At 56.2% G+C, this 25,891-nt stretch carries 25 protein-coding genes and 1 other RNA gene; 10 read left to right on the forward strand and 16 right to left on the reverse strand.

Translation table 11 applies throughout. From position 1 onward, the window contains the following. Positions 1-158: 158 nt before the first annotated feature. A complete protein-coding gene (pyrB, locus tag ACT3TC_RS11840; RefSeq protein WP_172118936.1) occupies positions 159-1,184 on the forward strand; it encodes an aspartate carbamoyltransferase in 1,026 nt (341 codons plus the stop codon). 16 nt (positions 1,185-1,200) lie between these two features. Here pyrB and ruvX read toward each other — a convergent pair whose 3' ends face one another. From ruvX to ACT3TC_RS11875, 7 genes are all read right to left on the reverse strand, one after another. Beyond that, entirely contained in the window at positions 1,201-1,656 is a 456-nt protein-coding gene (ruvX, locus tag ACT3TC_RS11845; protein ID WP_087106910.1) for a Holliday junction resolvase RuvX, read from the reverse strand. After that, the gene (locus ACT3TC_RS11850; RefSeq protein ID WP_444627770.1) at positions 1,656-2,213 is read right to left on the reverse strand and encodes a YqgE/AlgH family protein; all 558 of its coding nucleotides are present in this window, start codon (positions 2,211-2,213) and stop codon (positions 1,656-1,658) included. The genes ruvX and ACT3TC_RS11850 overlap by 1 nt, the downstream gene beginning before the upstream one ends. Before the next feature lie 66 nt (positions 2,214-2,279). Further along, the gene (gshB, locus tag ACT3TC_RS11855; RefSeq protein WP_444640206.1) at positions 2,280-3,242 is read right to left on the reverse strand and encodes a glutathione synthase; all 963 of its coding nucleotides are present in this window, start codon (positions 3,240-3,242) and stop codon (positions 2,280-2,282) included. A 75-nt stretch (positions 3,243-3,317) separates the two neighbouring features. Then, the gene (locus ACT3TC_RS11860; protein WP_444640207.1) at positions 3,318-4,010 is read right to left on the reverse strand and encodes a CvfB family protein; all 693 of its coding nucleotides are present in this window, start codon (positions 4,008-4,010) and stop codon (positions 3,318-3,320) included. Positions 4,011-4,214: 204 nt separating this feature from the next. Next, on the reverse strand, positions 4,215-4,970 hold the full coding sequence (locus ACT3TC_RS11865; RefSeq protein WP_444640208.1) for a 16S rRNA (uracil(1498)-N(3))-methyltransferase: 756 nt from the start codon (positions 4,968-4,970) through the stop codon (positions 4,215-4,217). Positions 4,971-4,972: 2 nt separating this feature from the next. Continuing rightward, complete coding sequence (secB, locus tag ACT3TC_RS11870) at positions 4,973-5,485, reverse strand: protein-export chaperone SecB (protein ID WP_193057352.1); 513 nt, start codon at positions 5,483-5,485, stop codon at positions 4,973-4,975. Between the two features lie 49 nt (positions 5,486-5,534). Further along, positions 5,535-5,957, reverse strand: a complete 423-nt coding sequence (locus tag ACT3TC_RS11875; RefSeq protein ID WP_193053411.1) for a rhodanese-like domain-containing protein — start codon at positions 5,955-5,957, stop codon at positions 5,535-5,537. A 285-nt stretch (positions 5,958-6,242) separates the two neighbouring features. Here ACT3TC_RS11875 and gpmI point away from each other — a divergent pair, with 285 nt between their 5' ends. The 3 genes from gpmI (at position 6,243) to ACT3TC_RS11890 (ending at position 10,379) form a co-directional block, all read left to right on the forward strand. Next, positions 6,243-7,805 (forward strand): 2,3-bisphosphoglycerate-independent phosphoglycerate mutase, encoded by a 1,563-nt coding sequence (gpmI, locus tag ACT3TC_RS11880; protein ID WP_172118919.1) that lies wholly within the window; start codon positions 6,243-6,245, stop codon positions 7,803-7,805. A gap of 20 nt (positions 7,806-7,825) precedes the next feature. Next, positions 7,826-8,962 carry a murein hydrolase activator EnvC family protein gene (locus ACT3TC_RS11885; RefSeq protein WP_444640209.1) on the forward strand — a complete coding sequence of 379 codons (1,137 nt, stop codon included), beginning with the start codon at positions 7,826-7,828 and terminating at the stop codon, positions 8,960-8,962. Between the two features lie 124 nt (positions 8,963-9,086). Further along, positions 9,087-10,379: a S41 family peptidase gene (locus ACT3TC_RS11890; RefSeq protein ID WP_444640210.1), complete on the forward strand. Its 1,293-nt coding sequence runs from the start codon at positions 9,087-9,089 to the stop codon at positions 10,377-10,379. Here the strand turns inward: ACT3TC_RS11890 and ACT3TC_RS11895 are convergent. The 4 genes from ACT3TC_RS11895 to ACT3TC_RS11910 all read right to left on the reverse strand — a co-directional run bounded on the left by ACT3TC_RS11895 (position 10,376) and on the right by ACT3TC_RS11910 (position 14,979). After that, positions 10,376-11,629 carry a UbiH/UbiF/VisC/COQ6 family ubiquinone biosynthesis hydroxylase gene (locus ACT3TC_RS11895; protein WP_444640211.1) on the reverse strand — a complete coding sequence of 418 codons (1,254 nt, stop codon included), beginning with the start codon at positions 11,627-11,629 and terminating at the stop codon, positions 10,376-10,378. The two genes, ACT3TC_RS11890 and ACT3TC_RS11895, sit on opposite strands and share 4 nt — an antisense overlap. A gap of 99 nt (positions 11,630-11,728) precedes the next feature. Continuing rightward, the gene (ubiH, locus tag ACT3TC_RS11900; RefSeq protein WP_193057347.1) at positions 11,729-12,958 is read right to left on the reverse strand and encodes a 2-octaprenyl-6-methoxyphenyl hydroxylase; all 1,230 of its coding nucleotides are present in this window, start codon (positions 12,956-12,958) and stop codon (positions 11,729-11,731) included. Positions 12,959-13,047: 89 nt separating this feature from the next. Next, positions 13,048-14,385 carry a Xaa-Pro aminopeptidase gene (gene pepP / locus ACT3TC_RS11905; protein WP_444640212.1) on the reverse strand — a complete coding sequence of 446 codons (1,338 nt, stop codon included), beginning with the start codon at positions 14,383-14,385 and terminating at the stop codon, positions 13,048-13,050. A gap of 15 nt (positions 14,386-14,400) precedes the next feature. Continuing rightward, on the reverse strand, positions 14,401-14,979 hold the full coding sequence (locus ACT3TC_RS11910; RefSeq protein ID WP_087106933.1) for a UPF0149 family protein: 579 nt from the start codon (positions 14,977-14,979) through the stop codon (positions 14,401-14,403). A gap of 161 nt (positions 14,980-15,140) precedes the next feature. Here ACT3TC_RS11910 and ACT3TC_RS11915 point away from each other — a divergent pair, with 161 nt between their 5' ends. The 3 genes from ACT3TC_RS11915 to ACT3TC_RS11925 all read left to right on the forward strand — a co-directional run bounded on the left by ACT3TC_RS11915 (position 15,141) and on the right by ACT3TC_RS11925 (position 16,310). Next, complete coding sequence (locus ACT3TC_RS11915; RefSeq protein WP_172118924.1) at positions 15,141-15,440, forward strand: cell division protein ZapA; 300 nt, start codon at positions 15,141-15,143, stop codon at positions 15,438-15,440. A gap of 53 nt (positions 15,441-15,493) precedes the next feature. After that, a non-coding RNA gene (gene ssrS / locus ACT3TC_RS11920) (6S RNA) lies at positions 15,494-15,677 on the forward strand. Between the two features lie 6 nt (positions 15,678-15,683). Further along, positions 15,684-16,310 carry a 5-formyltetrahydrofolate cyclo-ligase gene (locus ACT3TC_RS11925; protein ID WP_444640213.1) on the forward strand — a complete coding sequence of 209 codons (627 nt, stop codon included), beginning with the start codon at positions 15,684-15,686 and terminating at the stop codon, positions 16,308-16,310. A gap of 390 nt (positions 16,311-16,700) precedes the next feature. Here the strand turns inward: ACT3TC_RS11925 and ilvA are convergent, their stop codons facing one another. After that, a complete protein-coding gene (ilvA, locus tag ACT3TC_RS11930; protein ID WP_172118926.1) occupies positions 16,701-18,215 on the reverse strand; it encodes a threonine ammonia-lyase, biosynthetic in 1,515 nt (504 codons plus the stop codon). A 181-nt stretch (positions 18,216-18,396) separates the two neighbouring features. Here ilvA and rpiA point away from each other — a divergent pair, with 181 nt between their 5' ends. Further along, positions 18,397-19,068, forward strand: coding sequence for a ribose-5-phosphate isomerase RpiA (gene rpiA, locus ACT3TC_RS11935; protein WP_193053417.1), 672 nt, complete (start codon positions 18,397-18,399; stop codon positions 19,066-19,068). 4 nt (positions 19,069-19,072) lie between these two features. Here rpiA and waaA read toward each other — a convergent pair whose 3' ends face one another. The 3 genes from waaA to ACT3TC_RS11950 are packed head-to-tail and all read right to left on the reverse strand — an operon-like array spanning position 19,073 to position 22,885. Continuing rightward, positions 19,073-20,368, reverse strand: a complete 1,296-nt coding sequence (waaA, locus tag ACT3TC_RS11940; RefSeq protein WP_193053418.1) for a lipid IV(A) 3-deoxy-D-manno-octulosonic acid transferase — start codon at positions 20,366-20,368, stop codon at positions 19,073-19,075. Then, positions 20,368-21,798, reverse strand: a complete 1,431-nt coding sequence (gene hldE, locus ACT3TC_RS11945; protein WP_193053419.1) for a bifunctional D-glycero-beta-D-manno-heptose-7-phosphate kinase/D-glycero-beta-D-manno-heptose 1-phosphate adenylyltransferase HldE — start codon at positions 21,796-21,798, stop codon at positions 20,368-20,370. Before hldE ends, waaA begins: the two co-directional genes overlap by 1 nt. Beyond that, positions 21,788-22,885, reverse strand: coding sequence for a glycosyltransferase family 9 protein (locus tag ACT3TC_RS11950; RefSeq protein ID WP_193053420.1), 1,098 nt, complete (start codon positions 22,883-22,885; stop codon positions 21,788-21,790). Before ACT3TC_RS11950 ends, hldE begins: the two co-directional genes overlap by 11 nt. On the opposite strand from ACT3TC_RS11950, the gene ACT3TC_RS11955 reads away from it, so the two are divergent. Then, complete coding sequence (locus tag ACT3TC_RS11955) at positions 22,884-23,627, forward strand: 3-deoxy-D-manno-octulosonic acid kinase (protein WP_193053421.1); 744 nt, start codon at positions 22,884-22,886, stop codon at positions 23,625-23,627. The two genes, ACT3TC_RS11950 and ACT3TC_RS11955, sit on opposite strands and share 2 nt — an antisense overlap. A 106-nt stretch (positions 23,628-23,733) precedes the next feature. Then, complete coding sequence (locus ACT3TC_RS11960) at positions 23,734-24,780, forward strand: glycosyltransferase family 9 protein (RefSeq protein WP_193053422.1); 1,047 nt, start codon at positions 23,734-23,736, stop codon at positions 24,778-24,780. On the opposite strand, the gene ACT3TC_RS11965 is transcribed toward ACT3TC_RS11960, so the two are convergent. Beyond that, entirely contained in the window at positions 24,753-25,880 is a 1,128-nt protein-coding gene (locus ACT3TC_RS11965) for a glycosyltransferase (RefSeq protein ID WP_444640214.1), read from the reverse strand. The two genes, ACT3TC_RS11960 and ACT3TC_RS11965, sit on opposite strands and share 28 nt — an antisense overlap. Between the last annotated feature and the right edge of the window lie 11 nt (positions 25,881-25,891).

The following is a 25,891-nucleotide window of genomic DNA, read 5'->3' on the forward strand; positions in this document are numbered from 1 at the left end:
GCGTTTGGCAAGGGGCTGGGTGAAATATGTTTGAAAAACGTCAGCAGCCTCTTTTATAAGGCCGTGAAAGCACTTCGGCGAACCACGTATTGGCGGTTACACTACACGCAATCACTTCATCTACCCACTTCGCCTTCTACTTCAACATGAGGTCCATGATGAGCCCCCACCTGCTATCCGTTGACTCCTTAAACCGCGACAGCGTTAACCACCTTCTACGCGTTGCGGCCCAAATGGAGCCCATTGCCCAGCGCCGTCAGGTTACCCGTGTTCTTGAAGGCGCCGTTTTGGGCAACTTGTTCTTCGAAGCCAGTACGCGCACCCGGGTAAGTTTTCATACGGCGTTTTGTCGGTTGGGCGGCAGCGTATGTGATACCACAGGCTTTACGTTCTCATCCATGGCCAAAGGCGAGTCGCTTTACGATACCAGCCGGGTAATGAGTGGCTACTGCGATGCGATTGTCATGCGCCACCCGGACCAAGGCTCTGTTGCCGAGTTTGCGGCGGCGACGAATGTACCGGTGATTAACGGCGGCGACGGCCCTGGTGAACACCCAAGCCAAGCGCTATTGGATATCTATACGATCGATAAGGAGTTTCAGCGATTAGGCAAATCGTTTGGCGGAGCACATATTCTGCTGACCGGCGATCTCAAGTATGGGCGTACGGTGCACTCTCTGATCAAGCTGCTTTCTTTATACGATCCGTTACGTATCACACTGGTATCGCCGCCCGGGCTTGAAATGCCTACTGCACTGATTGACCTGGTCACATCACGCGGGCACCAGGTAGAGGTACGCGATCATTTAGCCACTGACTTCAGTGATCTGGATGTTGTGTACACCACGCGAATTCAGAAAGAGCGCTTTACCGAAGAAATGAACGAGAACTTCCAGGGCATCTCGGATGACTTTATAGTCAACAAGGCGTTTCTGGATCAACGCTGCAGTGAATCGACCATTGTTATGCACCCGCTGCCCCGCGATAGCCGCCCCGGCGCGAATGATTTGAACGTGGATCTTAACGGCGACCCGCGCTTGGCGATCTTTCGTCAGACAGATAACGGCATCGCCATGCGGATGGCCATCTTTGCAACGCTGCTGCACGTCGACTCTCTGATTGAGAAAGACCTTCGCCCGGTGCGCTGGTTTGTACCCAGCCAGATCGGGACACTGGATCGCTAACGCTACTTATTATACGCTAGAGAGCAGAACGCCCATCGGGAAGACCTTCCTGATGGGCAAACCAGCCTTCCAAAATCAACACCGCCGCAATGCCATCGACGCTCTCTTCGCGGTAGTTGCCTCGGTGACCCGCTTCGCGGGCAATCAGCTTGGCTTCGCGGGTAGAGCCACGTTCGTCTACCATCACGCAGGGTTTGCCGTAGCGCCCATGTAAACGGTTGCCAAACTTGCGGGCACGCTTACTCATGTCCGACTCGCTGTCATCCATATTGAGCGGTAAGCCAACCACCAGAAGGTCCGGCTGCCACTCTTTCAGCAGTTGCTCTACTTTATTCCAGTCGGGGATGCCGTCACGTGCAGTAAGTGGGGAAAGCTCGCGGGCGCTTTTTAAAAGCTCATTGCCCACGGCTACCCCAATACGCCGCGTACCATAATCAAAGGCAAGAATTAAGCGCTGGCCAACCTCTGCCATTACGCGTGCCCTGCATCACGAGTCATCAGGTATAGATCCACTCCTAACAATCCTGCGGCAGCCGTTAAGCGCTCAGCAGGTGGCGTGTTGAACAGCACTTCCGTCTGGCCCTCAACCGTCAGCCAGCTATTGTCCTTTAGTTCATCTTCAAGCTGACCGACCTCCCACCCCGCACAGCCCAGACAAATCAGAAAGTGCTCAGGACCTTCACCGTTAGCTAGCGCCTGAAGAATATCCATAGAGGTCGTCAGTGCCACACCATCCTCTACCTGAACGCTGGAGTCCCACTCCTGGCTATCGCCAAGATGGAGGATAAAGCCGCGATCCTTGTGCGTAGGGCCACCGTAATAGACTGGGGCATTGCGATGGGGGCTGTCTTCCCCCCCCAGCTCCAACTGATCAAACAGTGCATCCAGCGTCATATCCAACGGGCGGTTGGTGATAACCCCCATGCAGCCGTTATGGTCATGATCACAGAGGTAGATCAGGCTGCCCACAAAGTCAGGATCATCCAGATGCGGCATCGCCATTAAAAAATGGTGTTTCAAACTTTGCATGCGTCTCCTACGGCCTGCTGACATAGCCAGCAGACCTTTCTTATCATCAAGTGTGAATCAGGCGTATCAAGCAGCGCTCAAGCGGCGTTCGATGGCATCCAACAACAGGCCCGCGATATTCGTGCCGCGCTGGTCATCAATTTCACGCACGCAGGTGGGGCTGGTAACGTTAATTTCAGTGATGTAGTCGCCAATCACGTCCAGCCCTACAAACATCAGGCCTTTTTCACGAATCATTGGCTGTACTTGCTCAATCAACCAGTAATCACGCTCAGTGAGATCACGTGCGACACCACGGCCACCGGCTGCCAGGTTGCCGCGCGTTTCACCAGCCGATGGGATGCGCGCCAGCCCAAAGGGCACCGGCTCGCCGTCCACCAGCAGGATACGCGTGTCGCCGTCTTTAATGTCAGGCAGGTAGCGCTGAACCATAATCTGGCGCTGACCACGCAGCGTTAGCTGCTCAATGACCGCGCCAATATTGCGGCCATCAGGGCCGATATGAAAAATCCCGGTGCCACCCATCCCGTCCAGCGGTTTGAAAATCACATCGCCGTGCTCGGCATGAAAGGCCCGCAGCACATCATCGCGGCTGGCCACCATGGTGGGCGTGCAGCACTGAGGAAACTGCTGGGCAAACAACTTCTCATTACACTGTAAAAGCGCTGAGGTTGGATTAACAATAAGCACGCCGTCACGCTCAGCAAAACCCAGGAGGTGGACCGCATTGGTGAAGTCAGCATCCACCGGCGGGTCTTTACGCATTAACATCACATCAAGCTCAGCCAGTGGCCGGGCAGCCGCTTCACCCAGGTCATACCAATGCTCAGGGTCGCGATGCACGGTTAGTGGTCGCATGCGTGCGTAGGCCTGCCCCGCCTGTAAGAAAAGATCTTCCTGCTCCATATAGTGCAGGATATAGCCGCGTTCCTGGGCCGCCCACAGCATGGCTATGGTGGTATCTTTCTTGTAAGCGATGTCGCTGATAGGGTCCATCACGACACCGAGATGCAGATTTGATTGACTCATCGGGGCACAATCCATACGTAAACAATAGGTAGGCAGTATGCCGTACTGCCTGTCAGGCTCCAACCATTGGCGCCGTTACGGGGCAAGCGCGCCCGGCACCAGCCGTATCGCGTCAGGCTCTAAGATAATCAGTTGCTGCTTATAAAGCCGCCCAATGGCTTGTTTAAACGCACTTTTACTTACCCCTAAGCGCGCCTTAATCGCGTGGGCGTCACTTTTATCGCCCAGCGGTAGATAGCCGCCGCTTTCACGCAGTGCTTTAAGTATCTTATCGCCGACGACGTCTAATCGCGCCGCGCCTGGCGGCAACAGAGAAATATCCAACCGGCCATCCTCACGGCGCTGCTTGACGTAGCCTTTTAGCGCCTGCCCGCGGCGCAGCGGCTGAGAAATATCATCCTGATAAATGAGCCCCCAATAGCGGTGATCAACCGCTACTTTCATACCGAGGTCGGTGCGGTCAGCGACCACGACGCTCACCTCATTCCCCTTTTCAAGCGCCCAGGCATCATCGGTTAAAAAGCGATCAAGCCGCATGGAGGCCACAGGCCGCCCCTGGTCATCTTCATACAGCATGACCAGCACCCGCTTGCCAGGATCCGGCCGGAAGATTTGCTCACTGTACGGCAAGAGAACGTCCTTGGGCTGCCCCCAACGCAAAAACGCGCCCGTGTTATTAACGGTCACAACAGTTAAATACGCCACTTCGCCTAACTGGGCAGAGGCGTCGCTTGTAGCGCGAGGAGGAGTCGTTGATTCACGGACCATGGGTGCCGTCCTTAAAAAGTGAGTCTATAGTATGGCGCCTGAGGATCACCGAGCAAAGCAGCTGGCCCGCTACATAGTGATGGCCGCTGCTTAACGCAGGCCAGGCTAATGGCTACTCATTCACACTTGTAAAGCCTATAACGAAGGCTAACGCTAAACAGCAGGCCACTGAGGAAGGGGATCAATGAAGGTGTTAGTAGGCGCTTACAAATCACCAAAGTAGTGCTGTAGAAGGGTCAAGGCAACCACCGGGGCTGTTTCCGTACGCAGAACACGTGGCCCTAGCGTTAATGGCGTAAAGCCAGCTGCCTGAGCGGCTGCAATATCTGTCTCCGTTAAGCCACCTTCAGGGCCAATTAAAAGTGCGGCGGCCTCAGGGCGTTCCGGCTGATCAAACGTATTACCCGTTGCCAAGTGCAGCATCAAGCGAAGCGGCTCATGGCGGGCACTTAGCCACTCAACAAGGCTTAGTGGCGAGTGAACGACAGGCACTACCGCCCGGCCACTTTGTTCGCAAGCGCTTGCCGCAACAGCCTGCCAATGGGCCAGCTTTTTGGCTTCACGATCACCCTTTAAACGTACATCACCACGCTCTGTATACAGTGGCGTGATAGCAGCGACACCTAATTCAACCGCCTTCTGGATCGCGTAATCCATCCGGTCGCCTTTGGAGATCGCCTGGCCAAGGTGAACAGCAAAGGGTGACTCCCCCTCACCGACCCAAACGGCGTCGATAACCGCCGTCGTGTGCTTACGCCCTACCTCGGCCAAGCGGACGCCCGCTTCATTGCCTTGGCCATCGAACAGCACCAAAGGCGCGCCTTCACCCATGCGCAGTACGCGGGTGACATGGCGCGCCGGGCCTTCCGGCAGCACTACCTCTTGGCCTACTGCAAAAACAGCCGGTACATGGAGGCGCGGCATTTTGCCATGCACGGCATACCAGTCGGCAGCCTGCATGCTTAGTGAGTACTCACTTCAGCCTGATTTTCCTGTTGCGCTTCACGCTGCTTACGCTGGGCGTACATGGCTTCAAAGTTCACCGGTGCCAACATCAGTGGCGGGAAGCCACCACGGTTTACCAGGTTATCAACACACTCACGCGCGTAAGGGAACAGCAGGTTGGGGCAGAACGCACCCAGTGTCTGCTCCAACTGAGCGCCTTCGATGCCCGAAATACGGAATAAACCCGCTTGTTCAACCTCTGCAAGAAACGAGGTAGTGCCGGTTTCTGAATCGTTGACCTGAGCGGTGACTTTCACAACCACTTCATACTGGTCGTCATCGATTTTAGTGCTGGTGGTATTAAGATCCAGATTCACCTTCGGCTTAAACGCCTGCTTGAAAACAGACGGTGAGTTAGGTGCTTCAAAGGAGATATCTTTCACGTAAATACGCTGCATAGAGAACTTCAGCTGCGGCTTGTCGCCGGACGCTGCTGCACCAGCCTGCGGGGTGTTGTTATCTTCCGCCATGGGGAAACTCCTCGTTGTTCATTGAATCAATAGTAAAAGGTGAGAACGCTTACTTCTTAACGACGGGAAGGCTATCGGCCTGCCACTGCGCCATGCCACCTTTCAATTTAGTCACACGCTCGAAACCGGCCTTGGCAAGCTTGGCTTGAACCGCGCCTGCACTTTGCCCATGCTTGCATACGACGATGATCGGCTGGTTTTTCACTTTATCCAGCTCGTTCATACGGTTATCAAGCTTGTTATGGGGAATGTTACGTGCGCCAGCAATATGCCCGGCTTTGAAGTCTTTGCTTTCACGAATGTCCAGCACAACCGCATCTTCTCGGTTGATGAGCTGGGTGGCCTGGGTTGAGGTCACCGCATTGGTTGAAGCACTACGCGTTTCATAAATAAGCCACGCTACTAGCACCAGCAAAAACGCCCCAACGAGCAGGGGGTGGTTCTGTACGAATTCGAACAACTGATCGATCATCGCGAACACAATCTCTTGGTCTATGCAGAAAAAAGCGGCAACGCCGCCGTCAAAACGCGATAAGTATACACGTCACAGGGCACCCCGCGCAGGCCTTGCTCATGACGCCCGGCGGTCGCCTACGTTATGATGCCCCAAGCGTGCATCAGTCGCGACCCTGATCACAAGGAGTTGTTTGAAAATAACGTGAGTTGACTCACCTTTTTAAACCTCTTTACTTTCAAACAGCGCTTTCGTTGCTGATTGCTTTACGCCGCTTGGATTACTCAACCGAACGAGGTTCTTATGGCTACGTCTACTCCGCGTCCCGTCGCGCTGATCATTCTTGACGGTTATGGACACAACCCCGATAGCGCTAATAACGCGGTGGCATCGGCCAACACGCCCGTAATGGATGCGCTTTGGGCGAATCGTCCACACGCGTTTGTGCATACTGACGGCCACCACGTAGGCCTGCCCGATGGGCAAATGGGCAACTCAGAAGTGGGCCATATGAATCTGGGTGCCGGACGCATCGTTTATCAGGACTTCACACGGATCACCAAAGCCATTAAAGAGGGCGATCTGGACGTTAACGAAAACCTGACACAGCCGATTGATGATGCCGTGGCCAATGACCGCGCCGTTCATCTGCTGGGCCTGCTCTCGCCTGGCGGCGTACATAGCCATGAAGATCATTTCATCGCGATGGCCGAACTGGCGGCTCGCCGCGGCGCGCAACGTATCTTTATTCATGCATTTTTGGATGGCCGAGACATGCCGCCTCAAAGCGCGCTGGCTTCTATCGAACGCGCTAATGCCCGCCTGGCCGAGCTGGTAGGCGCTGAAAATGGTTTTGTGGCCTCCATTATTGGCCGCTTTTACGCCATGGACCGCGATAACCGCTGGGAGCGGGTAGAAAAAGCCTACCATCTGCTGACCGAAGGCCAGGCTGACATCTATGCCACCAGCGCCGAAACCGCGTTGCGCGACGCCTATGAGCGCGGCGAAACCGACGAATTTGTCCTGCCAAGCTGCGTATTGCTCAACGACAAGTGCGTTACCCTGCAAGACGGTGATGCCGCCCTGTTTCTTAACTTCCGCTCTGACCGCGCGCGCGAACTTACCCGCGCATTTGTAGAGCCTGACTTCAGCGGCTTTTCACGTAGGGCCTGCCCATCGCTGGCGGGCAAGGGCTTGGTCATGTTGACCCAGTACGCGGCGGACATTCCTGCACCGGCCGCGTTTCCGCCATTTGATCTCAACGATACCCTGGGCGAAGTCGTCGCCAAGCGCGGTTTAACGCAGCTGCGTATTGCCGAAACAGAGAAGTACCCCCACGTTACCTTTTTCTTCTCGGGTGGCAACGAAGCCGAGTATGAGGGCGAAGAGCGTATTCTGGTACCCTCCCCTCGGGACGTGAAGACCTACGACGAAAAACCCGAGATGAGCGCTTACGAGATCACCGACAACCTCGTTGAGGCTATCGACAGCGGCCGCTTTGACTTCATCGTATGTAACTATGCCAACGGCGATATGGTGGGCCATACCGGCGACTTCAACGCGGCGGTAACAGCTATTGAAACGGTCGATATCTGCGTTGGCCGCGTTATTGACGCGATTGAGCGCGCTGGCGGTGCTTGCCTGGTAACCGCCGACCACGGTAATGCCGAGCAGATGGTGCATCCGGTCACAGGCGCCCCCCAAACGGCCCACACCACCTTTGTGGTACCGCTGGTTTACGTGGGTGAGCGAGCCGGCACGTTAAGCGATGGCCGCCTGTGCGACCTGGCCCCCACACTCTTGACCATGATGAATCAACCGGTTCCCGAGGCCATGACCGGGAACCCGCTGATTGATTTCACTTGATCATACCGTTGCGACGTCCTGTGCGAACCGCGTTAGTACTGGGTGCGCTACTGGTCATTGTGTACTCACCGGCGGGTTTGGCCCAGTCGGATGAGCAGGCAACGCGCCAGCAGCTGGATGCGCTTGGCCAGGAAATTGAGTCGCTTACGCAGCGGCTGAGTACAACAGGAGAAGCACGGGACAGCGCCGAACGTGAACTACGCGAGGTTGAAACGGAGCTGGCCGACACTCACCAGCGGCTGGATGCCTTACAGGCCGAGCGGCGCCAGTTGGACGATGAAATGACCCAGCTGCGCCAGCATCGCGACCGCTTGGAGGACGAGCAAGCCAGCCAGTACGCCGCCCTCAGCCAACAACTCGCGGCGCTTTACCGGCTAGGGCCGACGCCACAGCTCAAGCTGCTGCTGAACCAGGGCGACCCGGCCGAGCTTGACCGTATGCAGGCTTACCTGAACCGCTTTACTCAAGCACGCAATGAACGTCTTGCCGATATTGCCCGGCTGGATACCGCGCTTGCCGATACGGAGCAGGCCCTTAACGAGCGCCAAACGCGCCTGGCAAGTGTCGCCACCGAGCTGGATGCGCAGCGGGTACGGCTTGCTGAGCGCTCCTCCGACCGGCGCAACGTCGTGGCCACGCTGGATGATCGCTATGGTAGCGAAGCTGATCGCCTGGCGGATCTTAACGATAACCGGGAGCAGGCCGAGCGTAAGCTGCGTGAAATTCAGGAGGAACTAGCGCGCCTGGATGCCCCCACGCCCAGCACTCAGATTACCCGTACTCAAGGGGATTTGCCGTGGCCCGTGCAAGGTGCCATCACCACAACATTTAATCGTCGTGATGGCGTTCACTATAACGGTATTGTCATCCAGGCAAGCGCCGGTACGCAGGTAAACGCCGTGCACACCGGGCGGGTGGTATTTGCCGATTGGATGCGCGGCTTCGGCAACCTGCTGATTATTGACCACGGCGACCAGATCATGACGCTCTATGCTCACTTACAGCAGTTTAGCGTACGTCCTGGCCAGCAGGTCAGTCGCGGCGACGAAATTGGCCGCGTAGGCGACAGTGGTGGACAATCAAGTAATGCGCTCTACTTTGAAGTACGTCAGAGTGGCAAACCAATTAACCCACAGCGTTGGATTGCGCGCCGCTGACGGGATAAGCTGAACCGTATTAGGTTCTGTCTGAAACGTTGCCGAACGCAGACACTTTTCAGACAGAACGGTAATGTCAACTTGGGGCAGCTTTAAACACTGCCTAACGCCTTGCGGAGTCTGCATGACGCTATTTGTTAACGAAGTACCGGCCTCTGCCAAGCGCCTTCTGGTGACTCTGCTTCCTGTTGCGCTATTGTCGGCACCGCTACCGCTGTTTGCCCAGCCCGCCACAGCTGATGAATTACCCCTTGAAGAGATCCAGACCTTTGCCGAGGTGTTTGAGCGTATCAAGCGTGGCTACGTTGAAGAGGTCGATGACCGCACGCTACTGCGTAATGCCATGCGCGGTATGCTCAGCGAACTCGACCCTCACTCTGCCTATCTTGATGCGGAAGAGTATCAAAGCCTGCGCGAAACCACTCAAGGAGAGTTTGGCGGCATTGGTATAGAAGTTGGCATGGAAAACGGCCAACTCCTGGTGATCACCCCGATTGATGATACGCCCGCCTCACGGGCTGGTCTGCTTCCTCGGGATGTTATCGTTGCCATTGACGGTACGCCGACTGAAGGCATGTCGCTTCAAGAAGCCGTTACGCTAATGCGCGGCGAACCAGGCAGCCAGTTGCGCATGATGATTCTACGCACGGGAGAGGACACCCCGCGTGAGTTCAACCTTACCCGTGAGGCCATCCGCAGCGAAAGCGTTAAGCATGAGCTTCTTGAGCCCGGCTATGGCTACCTGCGAATTAGTCAGTTTCAGTCGCGTACGCCAGAACAGGCACGCCAGGCAATAGAGCGCATGACGCGCGAACAGCCGCTGGAAGGGCTGATTCTTGACCTGCGCAATAATCCCGGCGGTGTACTCCAGGCGGCGGCCGGTGTAGCAGACCTGTTTCTGGATAACGGCCTGATTGTGTATACCGAAGGCCGGCTTTCCGATACTGCCATGTCATTTTCAGCCTCATCCGCCACGCCCGCCAGTGATATTCCGCTGGTCGTGCTGATTAACAGCGGCAGCGCTTCGGCCGCAGAAATTGTGGCGGGTGCGCTTCAAGACCAACGCCGCGGCGTCATTATGGGCACAGACAGTTTCGGAAAGGGTTCCGTTCAGCAGGTCATGCCGCTGGGTAATGGTGAAGGTTTGAAACTCACCACCGCGCTTTACTACACGCCAAACGGACGCTCCATTCAGGCGCAGGGCATCGCGCCCGATGTAGAAGTAGTACGAGGCCGTCTGGAAGTCGCCGAAAGCCGCCCGGAGCTTCGTGAGGCGGACCTGGGCGGCCACCTGGATGCACAGCAGCCCGCCACCCAGACACGTTCATCCGCGACCGAGCGGCTACGTGATGACTACCAAATGAGTGAAGCGCTCAATCTTCTCAAAGCGCTTAATGTGGTCGACCGCCGCCGTTAGCGGCAGCTGTGCGGCAAGCGCCCCCGCTCTCCGGTGGCCTGCCGCATGACGCTGCGTTTAACAGGGCTTAGCTGGTTCATACCGCTCATGCCGAGATTGCGGGCCAGTGTAAAGAGCGGCATTTGGGTGCCAAACAGCTCCCTGAACCCTTTCATCAGCCCTAACATGGCACTGTTATCCAAGCGCCGCCTGCGCTCATAGCGTTTCAATGTGGTTAACTCACCCCACGGGGCGCCGCGTTTCCAGGCGCTAACCACTTCTTCAGCCAATACCGCGGCATCCATCAAACCGAGGTTAACGCCCTGCCCTGCCAATGGATGAATGCTGTGCGCCGCGTCGCCGATCAGCGCGAAGTGCGGCAATACATACTGCCTTGCATGACGCTGTACCAGCGGGAAACGATACGCACGATCACACACCTCCACCTCGCCCAGGCGATAACCGAATGCCTCGCCCAGCGCCTTCCCTAACTCGTCAGGCGTAAAATGGCTGAGCGCCAACGCGTGCTCGGGCGTGGTCGACCAAACAATCGAGCAGTAGCGTGCATCGTCCTCTAGCGTGATCGGCAAGAAGGCCAGCGGGCCGCTCTGGGTAAACGCTTGCCGCGCGGTGCTGCCGTGTACATGAGCACACTTGACGGTAGTGACCACAGCCTCTTGGCCCATATCGTCGCTGGTGATCTCTATGTCGGCCAGCTCCCGCAGGGTTGAACGCGCACCATCCGCCGCTACCAGCAGCGGTGCATGCAGCTTGCGCGCATCGTCCAGCACTAGCCAACGTCCTGTCGCTGAGGTTTGTAGCGCCTGAACCCGGCAACCAAAAAAATGCTCTACTCTGGAATGATCCAGTACCGCATCATTGAGCGCCGCCTGAGTAATCGCATTCTCTACTATATGCCCCAGTACGGGCACCCCGGCTTCATCGGCCGAAAATTTGATTTCACCACTGCCTTCCGCATCCCATACCTGCATATAGCGATACGGCGTTACGCGACATTCGGCCATGGCGGGCCAAACGTCCAGATGGGTTAACAGGCGCTGAGATACTGGCGTTAATGCACTGACCCGGGGCGTGGGAAGCGTCTTGTTAACGGCCTCCCAGCGCTGGGGTTCATGGCGCGCTTCCACCAGTGCCACATGCATACCTGCTTGTGCCAGCAAGGCTGTTAGCGCTGTTCCCACCATGCCTGCGCCCACGACAATAACGTCAAAATTTTCTGTCGGTGCAGTGTCTGTCGCGTGCGTATCCATAACGCTCCTATCCGAGCCCAGCTCTTAGAGCTTTGTTCCTGTTGAGCCAAATAGCTGGCTAAGCGTTTGGCATCTTTAATCTTAAACAGCGAGGCATGCCTAACGCTCCAGCCCCATCGCGCGGCGCGCCAGGCTGCGTCGCAGCGGCCCTACAAGGTTAAGGCCGATAAGCCCGGCTGCCCGAGCGTGAGACAGAAGCGGTAACGTGTGTCCGAACAGGCGCACCAACCCGTCGCTAAAGCGAATGACATTGCGGCGATCACGCGCACGCTTCTGCTCAAAGGCCTGCAGCGTCGTCATATCACCCAGTGGCAGCCCGGTCTGTTCGCCCTGCTCAAGCGCTTCAACGAGGTCCATAATACCGCGTAACGCCAGGTTAAAGCCTTGACCGGCAACAGGGTGCAGGGCATGAGCTGCATTTCCCAGGACCGCCAGCCCCGGACGAACCGGCTCTTCTGCTGTTACCAACGAAAGCGGGTAGCTGTAGCGTTTTCCTACGCGAGTGAAACGTCCCACCCGGTCACCAAAGGCGCTCTGTAACTGGGCAAGAAACTCACGGTCCGGGAGCGCCATTCGCGCATGTTCCTGACCGCTGGGGTGTGTCCATATCAGCTCCATTGCCTGACCTGGCAAAGGCAACAAGGCAATCGGCCCCTCCTGAGTGAAGCGCTCATAGGCAATACCCTCGTGTGGTTGGCTGATGCCCACATGGGTAATGAGCGCTGTCTGCTCGTAGGAATTATGGCGACTGTTGATACCCAACTGCTCTTTAAGTCCCGAACGCCCTCCATCGGCCAGCACGGTTAAGGCGGCGCGCAGCTCGCTGCCGTCAGAAAGGCGCAGATAGTGCCCGCCACCTTCTGGGGCAAGCTTTTCTACCTTGGCCGGGCAGTACCAATCGACCGGCAGCGTTTTAAGATGGTGGTGAAGCACACGGCCCATCCAGGCATTGGGGATAACATGACCTAGCGCATCGACGCCTAATCCCTGGGCACTGAGCCGCGTCGCTCCCAAGCGGCCACGCTCACTGATATGAATATACCGAATAGGCGTTGCTTCGCCCTGCATCGCATCCCAAATGCCCAACTGTTGAAAACGCTGTGCTGAGCCTTCAGCAATGGCGCTTGCACGCGCATCAAAGCTCGGCTGCCAACTCTTTTCAAGCGGCGCTTCATTCATCGGCGTCGCTTCGATAATGGCGACTTTCCAGCCATAACGCTTGATAAGCGGGGCCAGTGCACAGCCCAGGCTGGCGCCCACTAATCCGCCCCCCACAATCACGATATCGTGTGTGGTCGTCTTTACTGGCGTATCCGTCGACGACGGCATTAGCATCTCCTGTCACCTAGCGCACCGCCATATCGTAATGGCGTAACGTAAATTACATAATAGATATTCAGACAATCAATATACGCTTATTATTTAACCATTAGCGCTTCAATGTCAGCCATGCCTTTAGGTACTCCCGCCGTCAGGTTTTCATACCCTTCGTCGGTCACTACGACGTTATCCTCAATCCTGATACCGATTCCACGATACGCAGGCGGAACATCCTCTGCGTCGGGAATGTAGAGTCCTGGCTCAATGGTTAACACCATACCCGCAACTAAAGGTCGTGGCGTTTTTTCATCCAGCCGGTAGCTACCAACATCGTGGACATCCAGCCCCAACCAGTGGGACGTAGAGTGCAGGTAAAAACGCCGGTAGCTTTCGTCATCAATTCGGGCTTGAACATCGCCTTCAAGTAACCCCAACGCAATCAACCCAGCCGTTAAATCCTTAACGACGTTCTGGTGAACATCAACGAGCGTCGCCCCGGGTTTTATAGCGGCGACTGCGCGCTCCTGGGCGCTCAGTACGACTTGATAAAGGGCCCGCTGAGCCTCGGTAAACCGGCCATTTACCGGAAAGGTACGGGTGATATCTCCGGCATAAAGCCCAAACTCGGCCCCGGCATCAATTAACACCAGGCTATCGTTGGTTAGCGCTGCACGATTCTCAATATAGTGTAATACGCATGCGTTCGCACCGCCGCCCACAATCGTACTGTAAGCAGGCCCGCTGCCGCCCTGCCAGACAAACTCATGCTCAAGCTCGGCCTGCAGCTGATACTCGTAAAGCCCTGGGCGCGATGCCTGCATGGCACGTACATGGGCCTTCGCTGAAATCGCTGCGGCATGGCGCAGCAGGGCAATCTCGGCCTCGCTTTTTATTAGCCGCATCGCATGAATCAGCGCGCTGACATCCAGCCAGCCTTTGAGCGGGGCCCGCCCACGGCGCAGCCCCGCTAGGGCGAAGGAGAAAGCCTCTTCGGCAATACCCAGCGCATCGGGATTATCCAGGGGCACGTAAAGCAGTTCGCGGCCCTCCAGCAGCACTGGCAGCTGTGCCTCGCGGTCAGCATTTTCAAACGCCTGGTCGATGCCATGCTCCGCTTCAACGCCCCGGGCGCCCAAACGGCGGCCTGTCCAGGCTTCCATCGTTGGGTCGCGGTCCTGGCAAAACACAATGCTCTGCCCGGCGTCATGACCGCGAAGCAACACCAGCAGCGCATCAGGCTCAGTGATTCCGGTCAGATAGTAAAAATCACTGTTTTGACGAAACGTGTACTCACTGTCGTGTGAACGGGTAACCAGCGAAGCACCAGGCAGCACGACAGCGGCGTTTGCGGGCAACTGCGCAATCAAGGCGTCACGGCGAGCGCGATACTCTTCGTTGCCAATCGCAGGCGGCCGGGGAAGTAACTCAGGCAACATACAAACTCCGAAGAATTAGTGAACGGGCGCGTCGGCTTGCTCAACCTGGGGCTTGCCCGGGTGCTGCTCGGTATACAGCAGCATGGCTGCCATCCGCACATGCTCCGTCAGAGCAAACAGGTCATTCTCATTTTCAGGGCTGTCGTCAATATCTGTTTCGATGTGGCCAATGCCTGCCAAATCGTCAATCGCCTCACTCAGCGTTTGTGACCAGCGCTCGCGAAGCTCGCCATCCACCACTTCCTCGACGACTTCCATAAAGCCCAGCGTCCACTCTTTTAGCCCCTGGGCTTGCTCGCCCAGCGAGAACAGCTCATCGGGGAGTAGCGGCGCATAGTTCAAGTCGCTGGCGCTGAGCGCCTCCAGCGTTTGGCGCCGCCAACCCAGCAGGCGTTCTGCACTGGGCTGGTCACGCGGTTGCTCAACGCCCAGGCTTATGCAGACCTCTTCAAGCCATGCCTCGGCACTTACATCGCGCAGCGCTAAAAGGGCGCTTAAACGTCCGTCTAAAAAGGCCGGTGACTGCATACTTCCATGCAGCAAAAAAACATCGGCTACGTCAGAAAAGTCTTGGCGCTCATCAATCAATGACATAGTAATAACTCGCTGTGTAATAATGATTCATACGTTAATGCGCCCTGGACACTTGCGCGTTGACCCCGTACAAGCGCCTCTCTTATAGTGAGCGACGACTGTTTTCCTATGCCATGATGTTAACGCATTGGGCCCCTCGCTGGCCCGCGCTGGAGCTTTAAATGAGTAACGCCAAGCGGCCAACGAAAGAAATTACCCTTCTCGGGCGCAGCTATGTCATTGCCTGCGATACCGGGGAAGAAGCCAAGCTTGATCGCGCCGCTCGCTACCTGGATCGCGCCATGAACGGTATCCAAGCGCAAAGCGGCACCCTGGGCAGTGAGCGTGTCACGTTGATCGCGGCGCTTAATATCACTCATGAACTGCTTGAAGCGTTGGATGAGCACCGGGCAAGCGAAGCCAACTTGAACAAGCTAAATGACCGTCTTGAGCGGGCGTTGGAAAAAACCCGCCAGCCTTAGGCAACCTTTCACTCAATACTTTGGCATGGCCGCTGGCTCTGTTAGAATAGCGGGGTTCTCTGGGGTGTACGCCAGTCGTTATAGTCCCTCGAGCCTATGCGCAGTACCCAGGGGGCCAATTGCTAGCCAGACCCGTGTGCATGTCCGTGCGTCGGAAAGCCTGACGGTTTGGCTGCGGCCACCCACTCTGAACCAGTAGGTTCAGGGCCAGAATGACAGCGGCACTCTGGGGAACTCTTATTTATGGAAAGCCTGCATCATCCTGAGGCCAAGCGCACCCTGCGCCTTGCGCTACGCCGACAACGCCTCGCCCTTTCAAAACATGAGCAGCGCCAAGCCGCTCTACGCCTTTGCCAACAGCTCAAACGGTTGCCTGAAATTCAGCGCGCCAAGCGCATCAGCCTCTATTTACCGGTTAACGGTGAAATCGACCCTACGCTTTTACTACCCTGGCTCCGCCAGCGTAATGTCGACGTTTATCTCCCGGTTCTGCGCCCGCTAAGCGATAACTCACTGTGGTTCGTTAACTACCACGCGACGACGCCCATGGTAAAAAACCGCTTTGGGATTCTTGAACCGGATACCCAGTTTGGCGCTCACCGCCACAATCGGTTGCCCGCTTGGGCGCTGGATACGCTCATTGTGCCGCTGGTAGGGTTTGATGCCGAGGCAAACCGCATGGGAATGGGGGGCGGCTTCTACGACCGCAGTCTTGCGTTTATGCGCAGGCAAGGCCCGGCGCCTGCCTTAATTGGCGTTGCCCACGCCTGTCAGCGTGTCGAATCGCTCCCAGTTGAACCCTGGGATGTGCCGCTAACCGCCGTGGTTAGCGACGAGAGTATCGTGCGTGCTGGCAAAAAAAAGAGCTGACTCTCTTAAAGTCAGCTCACACTACCTTTTGGCAAATGGCTGCGATGCCTTAAGCGTTACGTTTAACTTCCCGATAACGCCTGTGCATAGCCAGTGGCGAGTACGCCTAACAAGAACACTACTGTTAATGCCATTACCATATCAGGCTTTTTCCGCCGCATGCCGATTCTCCAACGCCTTTCGCCAATGCATTAATGCATCACCCACCTGCGTTTTAGAAAGGGCGACGCACCACATAAATATCGTTGACGACTATAGGGCCATAAGGGCATCAATGACAACGACAAAACAGGCTGTTTTTTTGCTTATTTAGACGTTTTGATAACTCATGAGCCCTTATTGGCCCTGAATTTTGCAGTTAGCGAGCACTTACCCACCTAGCAAAACACCCTAGGCCATGAACAGCTGGTAAGCCGGGTTGTCGCTTTCACGCCAGTAACGATAGCCAATCGCATCCAGATAATCTGCCACATGAGTTTGGTCACTGCCGGGAACCTGCATACCCACCAGGACGCGACCATAAGCCGCACCGTGATTACGATAATGGAACAGTGAAATATTCCAATCATGGGGCAGTTGAGTCAGGAAATTCATCAGTGCCCCCGGGCGTTCAGGGAACTCGAAGCGGTACACTTCTTCTTCAAAGCGCTCGCTGGGCCGGCCACCGCTTAGATGGCGAATATGCAGCTTGGCCAGTTCGTTATCGGTTAAATCTTCCACCTGATAACCACCATCACGCAGCTTGGCGATCACGGCCTGACGATCTTCGCCGCCCGGCTTTACTTGAATCCCTACAAAAATATGCGCGTCGCTTTCGTCCGCATAGCGGTAGCTGAATTCGGTCACCATGCGCTTACCCAGCGCCCGGCAAAACTTTTTAAAGCTGCCGGGTTTTTCATCAATGGTCACCGCTAAAATAGCTTCGCGCTGTTCGCCAAGCTCGGTACGCTCGGCAATATGCTGTAGTCGATCAAAGTTGGTATTAGCGCCGGAGTTAATACATAACAGCGTTTCTCCCTCAGCGCCGGTTTGCTGTACATATTTTTTCAAGCCGGCAAGCGACAGCGCTCCAGAGGTTTCAGCAACGGCACGGGTATCGTCAAAGATATCCTTGACGGCGGCACACATCTCATCGGTATTCACCGTAATGACATCATCAACCAGGTCCTTCACCAGCGAGAACGGTGCCTCGCCAATTTGAGCAACCGCGACACCTTCGGCAAATACACCGACCTGGTCGAGCACGACGCGCTCGCCCGCCGCCAAAGCGGCTTTTAGACAGGCGCTGTCTTCCGCCTCTACACCGATAATCTTGATATCAGGGCGCAAGTACTTCACGTACGCCGCCACGCCTGCAATCAATCCGCCGCCGCCGACAGGCACAAAAATAGCGTCCAGACGCCCGCTGTGCTGACGCAGAATCTCGACACCTATCGTGCCCTGGCCTGCAATCACATCAATGTCATCAAATGGCGGAATATAGGTGTAGCCGTGCTCTTTGATCAACTCGTGAGCATGCTCGGCAGCGGCGGCAAACGCATCGCCTTTCAGCACGACTTTTGCCCCTCGAGCACGTACCGCCTGGACCTTGATTTCCGGCGTAATACGCGGCATCACAATCACCGCTTTCACGCCCATCAGTTTTGCCGCCATGGCAAGACCTTGTGCATGATTACCCGCAGACGCCGCAATGACGCCTTTTTCCTTTTGCGCCTCGGTGAGCTGAGCCATTTTGTTATAGGCGCCACGAATCTTGAACGAGAACACCGGCTGTAGGTCCTCACGCTTAATCAAAATCTGGTTGTTAAAGCGACGCGACAAAAAGGGAGCGGGGGAGATCGGGGTCTCACAAGCGGCTTCGTAAACGTTGGCCTGGAGAATCTTTTTGACGGTAGCTTCAAGCATGCAGGTATCCAATGGAAAATCGTGAGTGAGAGTACGCGTTACGGTGAGGGGTTAAAACACTAACAAAGCCTGTATTGGTAGCAGATTACGCCTACTGACGTCTACTGTGTTTCCATCGGCAGCCAGCGCTTTGGTCGGTATACTAACGCAATAACCCTCCTCCTCTGACCTGGAAAAACACATGACTCAAGATGAACTCAAAGCCGCCGTCGCAGATGCGGCAATTAAAGAGATTGAATCAGGATTGGAAAAGGACACCGTACTGGGCATTGGCACTGGCTCAACGGCTAATTTGTTCATTGATCGATTAGGGCCGTTTCGCGACCGTTTTAAAGGCGCGGTGGCAAGCTCAGAAGCCAGTGCCAAGCGTTTGGAAGGCCTGGGCATTGAAGTGTTTGAACTCAACAGCGTAGGCACCGTCCCCTTCTACATCGACGGCGCCGACGAAGTAAATGCTCACTTACACATGATTAAAGGAGGCGGCGCCGCACTTACTCGTGAGAAAATCGTGGCGGCCTGTGCCGAGCGTTTTATCTGCATCGCCGATGGTTCAAAGTACGTGGCAACGCTGGGCGATTTCCCTTTGCCGGTGGAAGTCATTCCCATGGCACGCTCTTACGTGGCCCGTGAGCTGGTGAAACTGGGTGTCGACCCGGTCTACCGTCAGGGCGTCGTCACGGATAACGGCAATCATATTATCGACTGTTTTGATTTTATGATTGAAGACCCGGTTGCCATGGAAGCGCGCATTAACGCCATTGTCGGCGTTGTGACCAATGGCTTGTTTGCCGCGCGCGGGGCCGATGTATTGCTGCTGGGTAAAGCAGGTGGTGTTGAGCGTATCGTGCGTTAAGGGCTTATCGTTCAGCGCGTGAGAGCGCCTCGAGGCCCTCCAGGGTGCGTGCAAGCGCACCCTGCTGCGCTTTGATAGCGGATTGGCCAGCCTGGCCTTCTTGAAGGCAACGTTTGGGGTCGACGAAGCGGCACTGCAAGGCATCGACCAGCGCATCGACATCCGCCACCAGAGTAAGTGCGCCAGCCGTTTCCAGCGGCTCGACCACATCAGCAAAGTTTTCGATAAAAGGACCGCTGAGCACGGGTTTACCCAGCGCTGCGGGCTCGAGCACGTTGTGCCCGCCTAGCGGCACCAGGCTGCCGCCAACAAATGCCACCTGGCCTGCACCATAGAGAACAGCCAGCTCACCCAGCGTATCGCCTAGATACACTTGGGTAGCAGGGGTAACAGGTTCGCCCTGGCTGCGCCGACTTGTCTCCCATTTCTTTGCTTCACACAGTGCTGCGACCTCATCAAAGCGTTGAGGGTGGCGCGGTACAAGCACCAGCAGGGCGTCAGGAAATTGATGTAGCAATTGCCGGTGCGCTTCCAGCAGTAGCGCTTCTTCGCCATCACGGGTAGAACCGGCGACCCAGACAGGTCGCCCTTCCCACTCTAAAAGTAAGCGCTCACTTTCAACCGACCCCCTTGATGGCAGACCTACTTCAAACTTTAACGACCCCACCACCGCCGTTTTATCGGGCGCAGCGCCTAGCGCTTCAAACCGCCTGGCATCGTCAGCAGACTTGGCTGCCAGCCAATCGACATTGGCCAGTGTGCGGGCCATTAGCGGGGCAACTTTCTGATAGCGCTTGAACGCTCGAGGCGAGAGCCGCCCATTGACCACCGCAACCGGCGTGCCATGTTGCTGACACGCATCAAGCAGATTAGGCCAAAGCTCGGTTTCAAACATGATGGCAAGCTCAGGCGCTACGCGGTGCACAAACCGTTTGGCCGCACCGGGAAAATCCAGGGGTAGAAAGCAGTGCGCGAGTCGGGGGCGGTGATCAAGCTGCTGCTCGATCAATGCCTGCGCCTGCTGTGCGCCCGTAGCGGTCATGGTGGTTAACAGCAGGCTATGGCGAGGGTAGCGGACGAGCAGGCCCTCTATCAGCGGGCGGGCCGCACGGACCTCACCTACCGAGGCACAGTGCAACCAAATACGCGGCGGCGTAGGCAGCTTACCAAGGCGCCTGCCCAGCCGCTGCCAACGTGAGTAAGTAGGTACTTGCTCACGCCAGATGCGCCAGCCAATCAGTGATGAAAGCGCATAGAGCGCCGCAGAATAGCCAAGGCGCGGCCAGTTAATTCGCCCCATTATCCCTCGCGGTCCAAAATGGAGCTAATCATCGCCGAGGTGGATACGCCGTCCTCAAACCCGAGCACTTTAACGTCTCCTCCATTGGCTCGAACGGCGTCTCCACCGGCAATATCGTCTGGGTGGTAGTCACCGCCTTTTACCAGGATATCAGGCAGAACGGTTTCGATCAGCGCTTGCGGCGTATCGTTACTAAACGGCACAACCCAATCGACCGCGCCCAGGCCAGCCAGCACCTGCATACGTCGATTGAGCGGATTAATCGGCCGCTTGGGCCCTTTAAGACGGCCAATGGAGGCATCGTCATTTACCGCCACAATCAGGCGATCACCGAGGCGTTTTGCCTGCTCCAGATAGGCCACATGCCCTGCATGCAGAATATCAAAGCAGCCATTGGTCATGACGACCCTTTCACCGCGTAGCTGTGCCGCACGCACAGCCTCAACGAGAGGCGCCGGCTCGATAACCCCAAACTCGGCGAGCCTATCGCCGTGTAGCGCGGTATAAAGCTCGGCTATTGAGAGTGTCGCGGTGCCTGGCTTGGCAACCACCAGACCCGCGCCCAGATTCGCCAGCATCATGGCTTCGGGCAAGGCATGGCCTGCGGCCAACGCGAGGCCCATTAAGCCAATGACCGTGTCACCGGCCCCGGTGACATCAAACACTTCCTGAGCGCGCGTAGGTAAATGAATAGGCGGCTGGCCTTCGCAGATCAACGTCATGCCTTTTTCGCTGCGGGTGACCAGCAGGGCTTCCAGCTCAAGCTCGGCGCGCAGCGCTTCGCCGCGCTTGGCAAGCTCAGCATCGCTTGCGCAGTGGCCTACCACGGCTTCAAACTCTGCAAGGTTAGGCGTGATCAAGCTCGCTCCGCGATACTTACTGAAGTCTTGCCCTTTGGGGTCAATCAAAACGCGCTTGCCATGCGCACGCGCTTGGGCAATCAGCCGCTCCACCTGGTTGAGCGTGCCTTTACCGTAGTCTGAAAGGATCACAACATCGCAGTCCGGCAACGCCTGTTCCACCTGGGCCAATAAATCGCCAGTGTCGATGTTATCCAGGCGTTGTTCAAAATCCAGCCGCAGCAGTTGCTGGTTACGACTCATCACACGCAGCTTGGTAATCGTGGGCACGTCGGGGCTGCGCTGAAAGTGAGTATTTACATTGGCTGTATGCAGCCGGTTTTCCAATAACACCGCGTTGTCGTCATCCCCGACAACGCCTGCCAGGGCTGCATGGCCGCCTAAAGAGGCCACATTCAGCGCCACGTTGGCCGCCCCCCCGGGGCGGTCGTCGGCCTCTTCAACACGCACGACCGGTACCGGGGCTTCAGGAGAAATGCGCGACGTGCCACCGTGCCAGTAACGGTCAAGCATGACATCGCCGACGACCAGTATATGGGCATGTTCTAACGCGGTTAAATCAACTTTCATGAATAGATCCTGCAACTGTGTCTGACGCTGTATGCGCAAGAAGCGTATCCAGCTGGGCAATAACGGTCTCGGTTTTAATGAGCTGCATCGCATCCTGATGGCGCACCCGCTGCCCCCAGGCGACCTCGCCCACCGACTTATGTAGGTAGGCATGCACGGCATCCGGATACGCATTGACGGCGAAATCACGCCAGCAATAAGGCGCCGCCCGCTGCGGATTCGTGGTGGCATACAGCCCTAGGGTGGGCGTTCCCATCGCATTGGCCATGTGGGCGGGGCCGGTATCCGGCGCGATCACCGCACGCGCCTGGCCAATCAGGGCCAACACGCCTTTCAATGACGTGCCGCCTATCGCATTAATCACGCTGCCCGGCTGGCACAAGGCTTCAATCTGCTCGCCTATTTCGCGCTCAAGCGTACTGCTTCCCCCGGTCAGCACGCTTTTTAGACCATGGTGTCGCCAGGCGTGTTCGATAACGCTGGCGTAACCTTCCACCGACCAATTGCGAAAATTGCGCAAGCGGGCATTACTGCATGGGTTGATGACAAGATAAGGCGATTCGCCACTGATGACCCGCGCCTCTTCATAGGCCATCGCGGGTACCGGCATGTTCCACTCCAGGTGGTCGTCCTTCACACCCAGAAGGCGAGCAAAATCCATAAAGGATTCCAGCACATGCGCCTTGGGATGCGGCGCCAGCTGATGCTGGGTAAACCAGTGCTGGGCATCCTTGGCGCGAGCCTTGTCATACCCTACGCGTACATTGGCTTTTAGGCCCAGAGAGAGCACGCTGGCGCGAATCGCCTGCTGCATATGCAGCAGTACATCAAAGCGTGTATCGGCAAGCTCGCGCCACAAGCGGCGCATTCCAGCAAGGCCGGTCGACTTGTCGTACACGACAAACTCGACCCCGGAAAGCCCCGCCAGTAGACTATGCTCCCCCTTGCCGATAATCCAGGTAATACGCGCTCGTGGCCACTGGCGCTGCAATGCGCGTACCGTCGGCACGAGATTGCACACATCTCCCAAGGCGGAGAGGCGCAAAATGGCAATGTGGTTGGGTTCAGCAGGCAACGAGGGCTTCATGCGCTTAACGGCACTCCGGCAAAAAAATAGTCTGATGTTACATGATGCAGACAGTTTAAGTGACGCACCGGGATCACACCAACTATCACACCCGATTGGGCCTGAGCTGTTCAGCGCGAATTACTGGCGCGGCAAGGACCTTGTGGTAGGTGAAGCGCCCGGCCGGGGCAGCAGCCTTTTCCTACAGGCAACGCCGACCCAGCAGTGGGTGCTGCGCCCCTATCGACGCGGCGGCATGGTCGCCAGGTTGAGTGAAAAGCGCTATCTATGGACAGGTGCCGAGCATACCCGCGCCTTTCGAGAACTGCGCTTAACCGCCACGCTGTTTGAACAGGGCCTGCCCGTTCCAGCCCCGGTTGCCTGCTGCGTCACCCGCTATGGTGTCACTTATGAAGCGGCGCTATTAACGGTAAGGGTCCCCGGCGCTCAGGCGTTAGCCTCGCTGCTTACTGAAAACAGCGCCGATAATGCGCTGCTTGCAAGGGTAGGCGCGATGATCAAACGCTTTCATGATGCAGGGCTTGATCATGTCGACCTTAACGCACGCAATATACTGGTCGACCCGGCAGGAAAACCCTGGTTGATTGACCTGGACCGCTGCCGCCTACGCCCTCCAGGCAAATGGCAAGCTGCTAATCTGGCGCGCCTTTCCCGCTCAGTGGCGAAGTTTAACGCACCTCACGCCATAACCCCTATCCGACAAGGCTATGCTGAAAGGGCACTCACTGGCAGGGAAAGCTAAATATATCCGCCAAGCCTAATGACCTAAAGTATCTTCCTTACTAACGCCTTATTCTTATAAAATACTGATTATCGAATTATAATGAGCGCGTAAGGAAAATAATCGAATGCCAAGATGGAACAAGGCGCTTGGGCGCAGGCTGCTTGAACGCTGGTACGACTACACTCCCGACAGCTGGCAACCCGACACGGTGCGCAAGGCAGTCATTCTCTGCCCAAAATCGGTTGGCGACGGAATGGCTATTTACCCCATCATCAGAGCCTTACAGGCGCGCCATGTTGATTGGCTTTGTGTCGTAGCATCGCACAGAAACGCCCCGGTCTTCGAAACACTGAAAAGTGAGGGAGTTGAAGTTCAAACTGTCCCCAGAGACAGGGACTATAAAGCGGTCAAAACGCTCGCGAGGAACCTTCGAAAGCGCCATGGAAGTATTGATCTTTGCGTAGATGCAACGGGACACGCCACCTCTCCCGGCATCTATTTTGTGGGCAAACTGAAAGCCCGTATGAACCTCACTTATAGCGCTTACAACATGCAGGCATTCGCTGACTTTGGCCAGCCAATCACGTATGACACATCGCTACCCACTCGCTGGTCCAAGCTGATTGAGAAAGTCGGGTTAGGTAGTGTCGAAGGGCGCTTTGAGCTGCCGATCCCTGCCAATATCGATCAGGAAGTCCATCAGTGGGCGAGCGTGCTTGGTCCCTATGTACTGTTTAATCTTGATGGCGGCGCTGACTATCGCTGTATTTCCATGGCTAAAGCCAAGGCGCTTATGGATATTGTTCACAAAACCACAGGGTTACCGTTGGTTATTCCCTATGCCCCCAGTGGTGAACAAAAAGCCGTGCAGTTAGCCAAACCGTTTCCATTTGTTCACACGTTTCCTGGCCCGTGCTCACTGTTGGTGTCAGCCGCTCTCGTCAAATATGCCGCCGTCGTTTTCTCACCCGACACCTCTATTGTGCATATCGCCAGCGCCTATAATCGCCCCACGGTGGGCGTGTATACGGTTATCGACAGCGCATGGCAACCCCAGGCAACGCTCCATGAAATCATCCATTCAACGAATCATGTTGAGCAGGGGCTGACACCCGAGCGGCTGGCTGACGCATTCAAGCGGGTCTACCCTTCATCTGCCGAGATTTTGTAATACTCAATCAAGCGCTTTACATGCCGCTGGTTACTAAAATGCTGTTCAACGCGCGCGCGGGCAGCCTTACCCATGGCATGACGCGTTGTTTCATCACGCACCATGGCCTCCATCGCTTTGGCCCACGCGTTAATATCGTGCGGGCCCACGAGCACGCCAGAGGCTTCATCGACCAGTTCGGGTAGCGACCCCGTGTTGGAGCCAATAATCGGCAATGCGCACGCCATCGACTCAATAATGGTCAAGCCAAACGCTTCATTTTCTGAGGGGATACATACCAAATCCAGCGCGGGCAAGATCTCGGGTAGGTCACTGCGGTGGCCGAGAAAACTGATTCTTTTCTCAAGCGGCGTGCCCGCAATCATCGCTTGTAGCTCGCTATAGAAACTTTCTTCCCCCCCGGACGCATAGTCAGTACCGCCTATCGACACGGCGTAAAAGGGCAACGCGGGATCAAGTTCCAGTAGTGCTTTAACCCAGACATCCTGGCCTTTACCTGGCGTCACGCGCCCAGGCAATCCGATAATAACGGCCTCTTCAGGCACTCCTAATTCTGCACGTTTGGTGTGAATAAAACGCTCATCATTGCAAGGGCGATACTTATTGATATCGACACCGTGAGGTAAGCAGACAACCCTTTCGCTGGGCAGCGGAAGATTGCGAATGTTACGAAGGTGGGTCGCCTGGCTAATCGACAGGACGCGTTCTACATTGGCATAAGCGAAGCGGTGGTAAAGACTTTTTTTGGGGCGCTGCCCGCCCATGTGGTCGGTGTAGAACACTCGAACACTCGGCATAACCAGTTTTAAAAGTGCAGTTAAACGCAGGTCACTCGATTTATGGCAGTGGATAACGCGAACGTTCTCTTCGATCAACCATCGGCGGATGCGTAACACGTGCTTTAGCGCTTGGGTACTGCTTTTGAATGCCAGGTAAGGTATCTGATGACGCTGCATATAAGTATTAATCCGCGTGCCCTCAAGGCAGATGCCGATGACGTCAATCTGGGCCGCTTTTAAATCCTCGGTTATACGGTCAACATAAAACTCCATTCCGCCGTTACCCTTCGACAGACAAAGTTGCACCACCTTATTTACCATCGCATCCCTCA

The organism is Halomonas sp. AOP27-A1-41 (assembly GCF_052378605.1).
Lineage (GTDB): Bacteria > Pseudomonadota > Gammaproteobacteria > Pseudomonadales > Halomonadaceae > Vreelandella > Vreelandella citrativorans.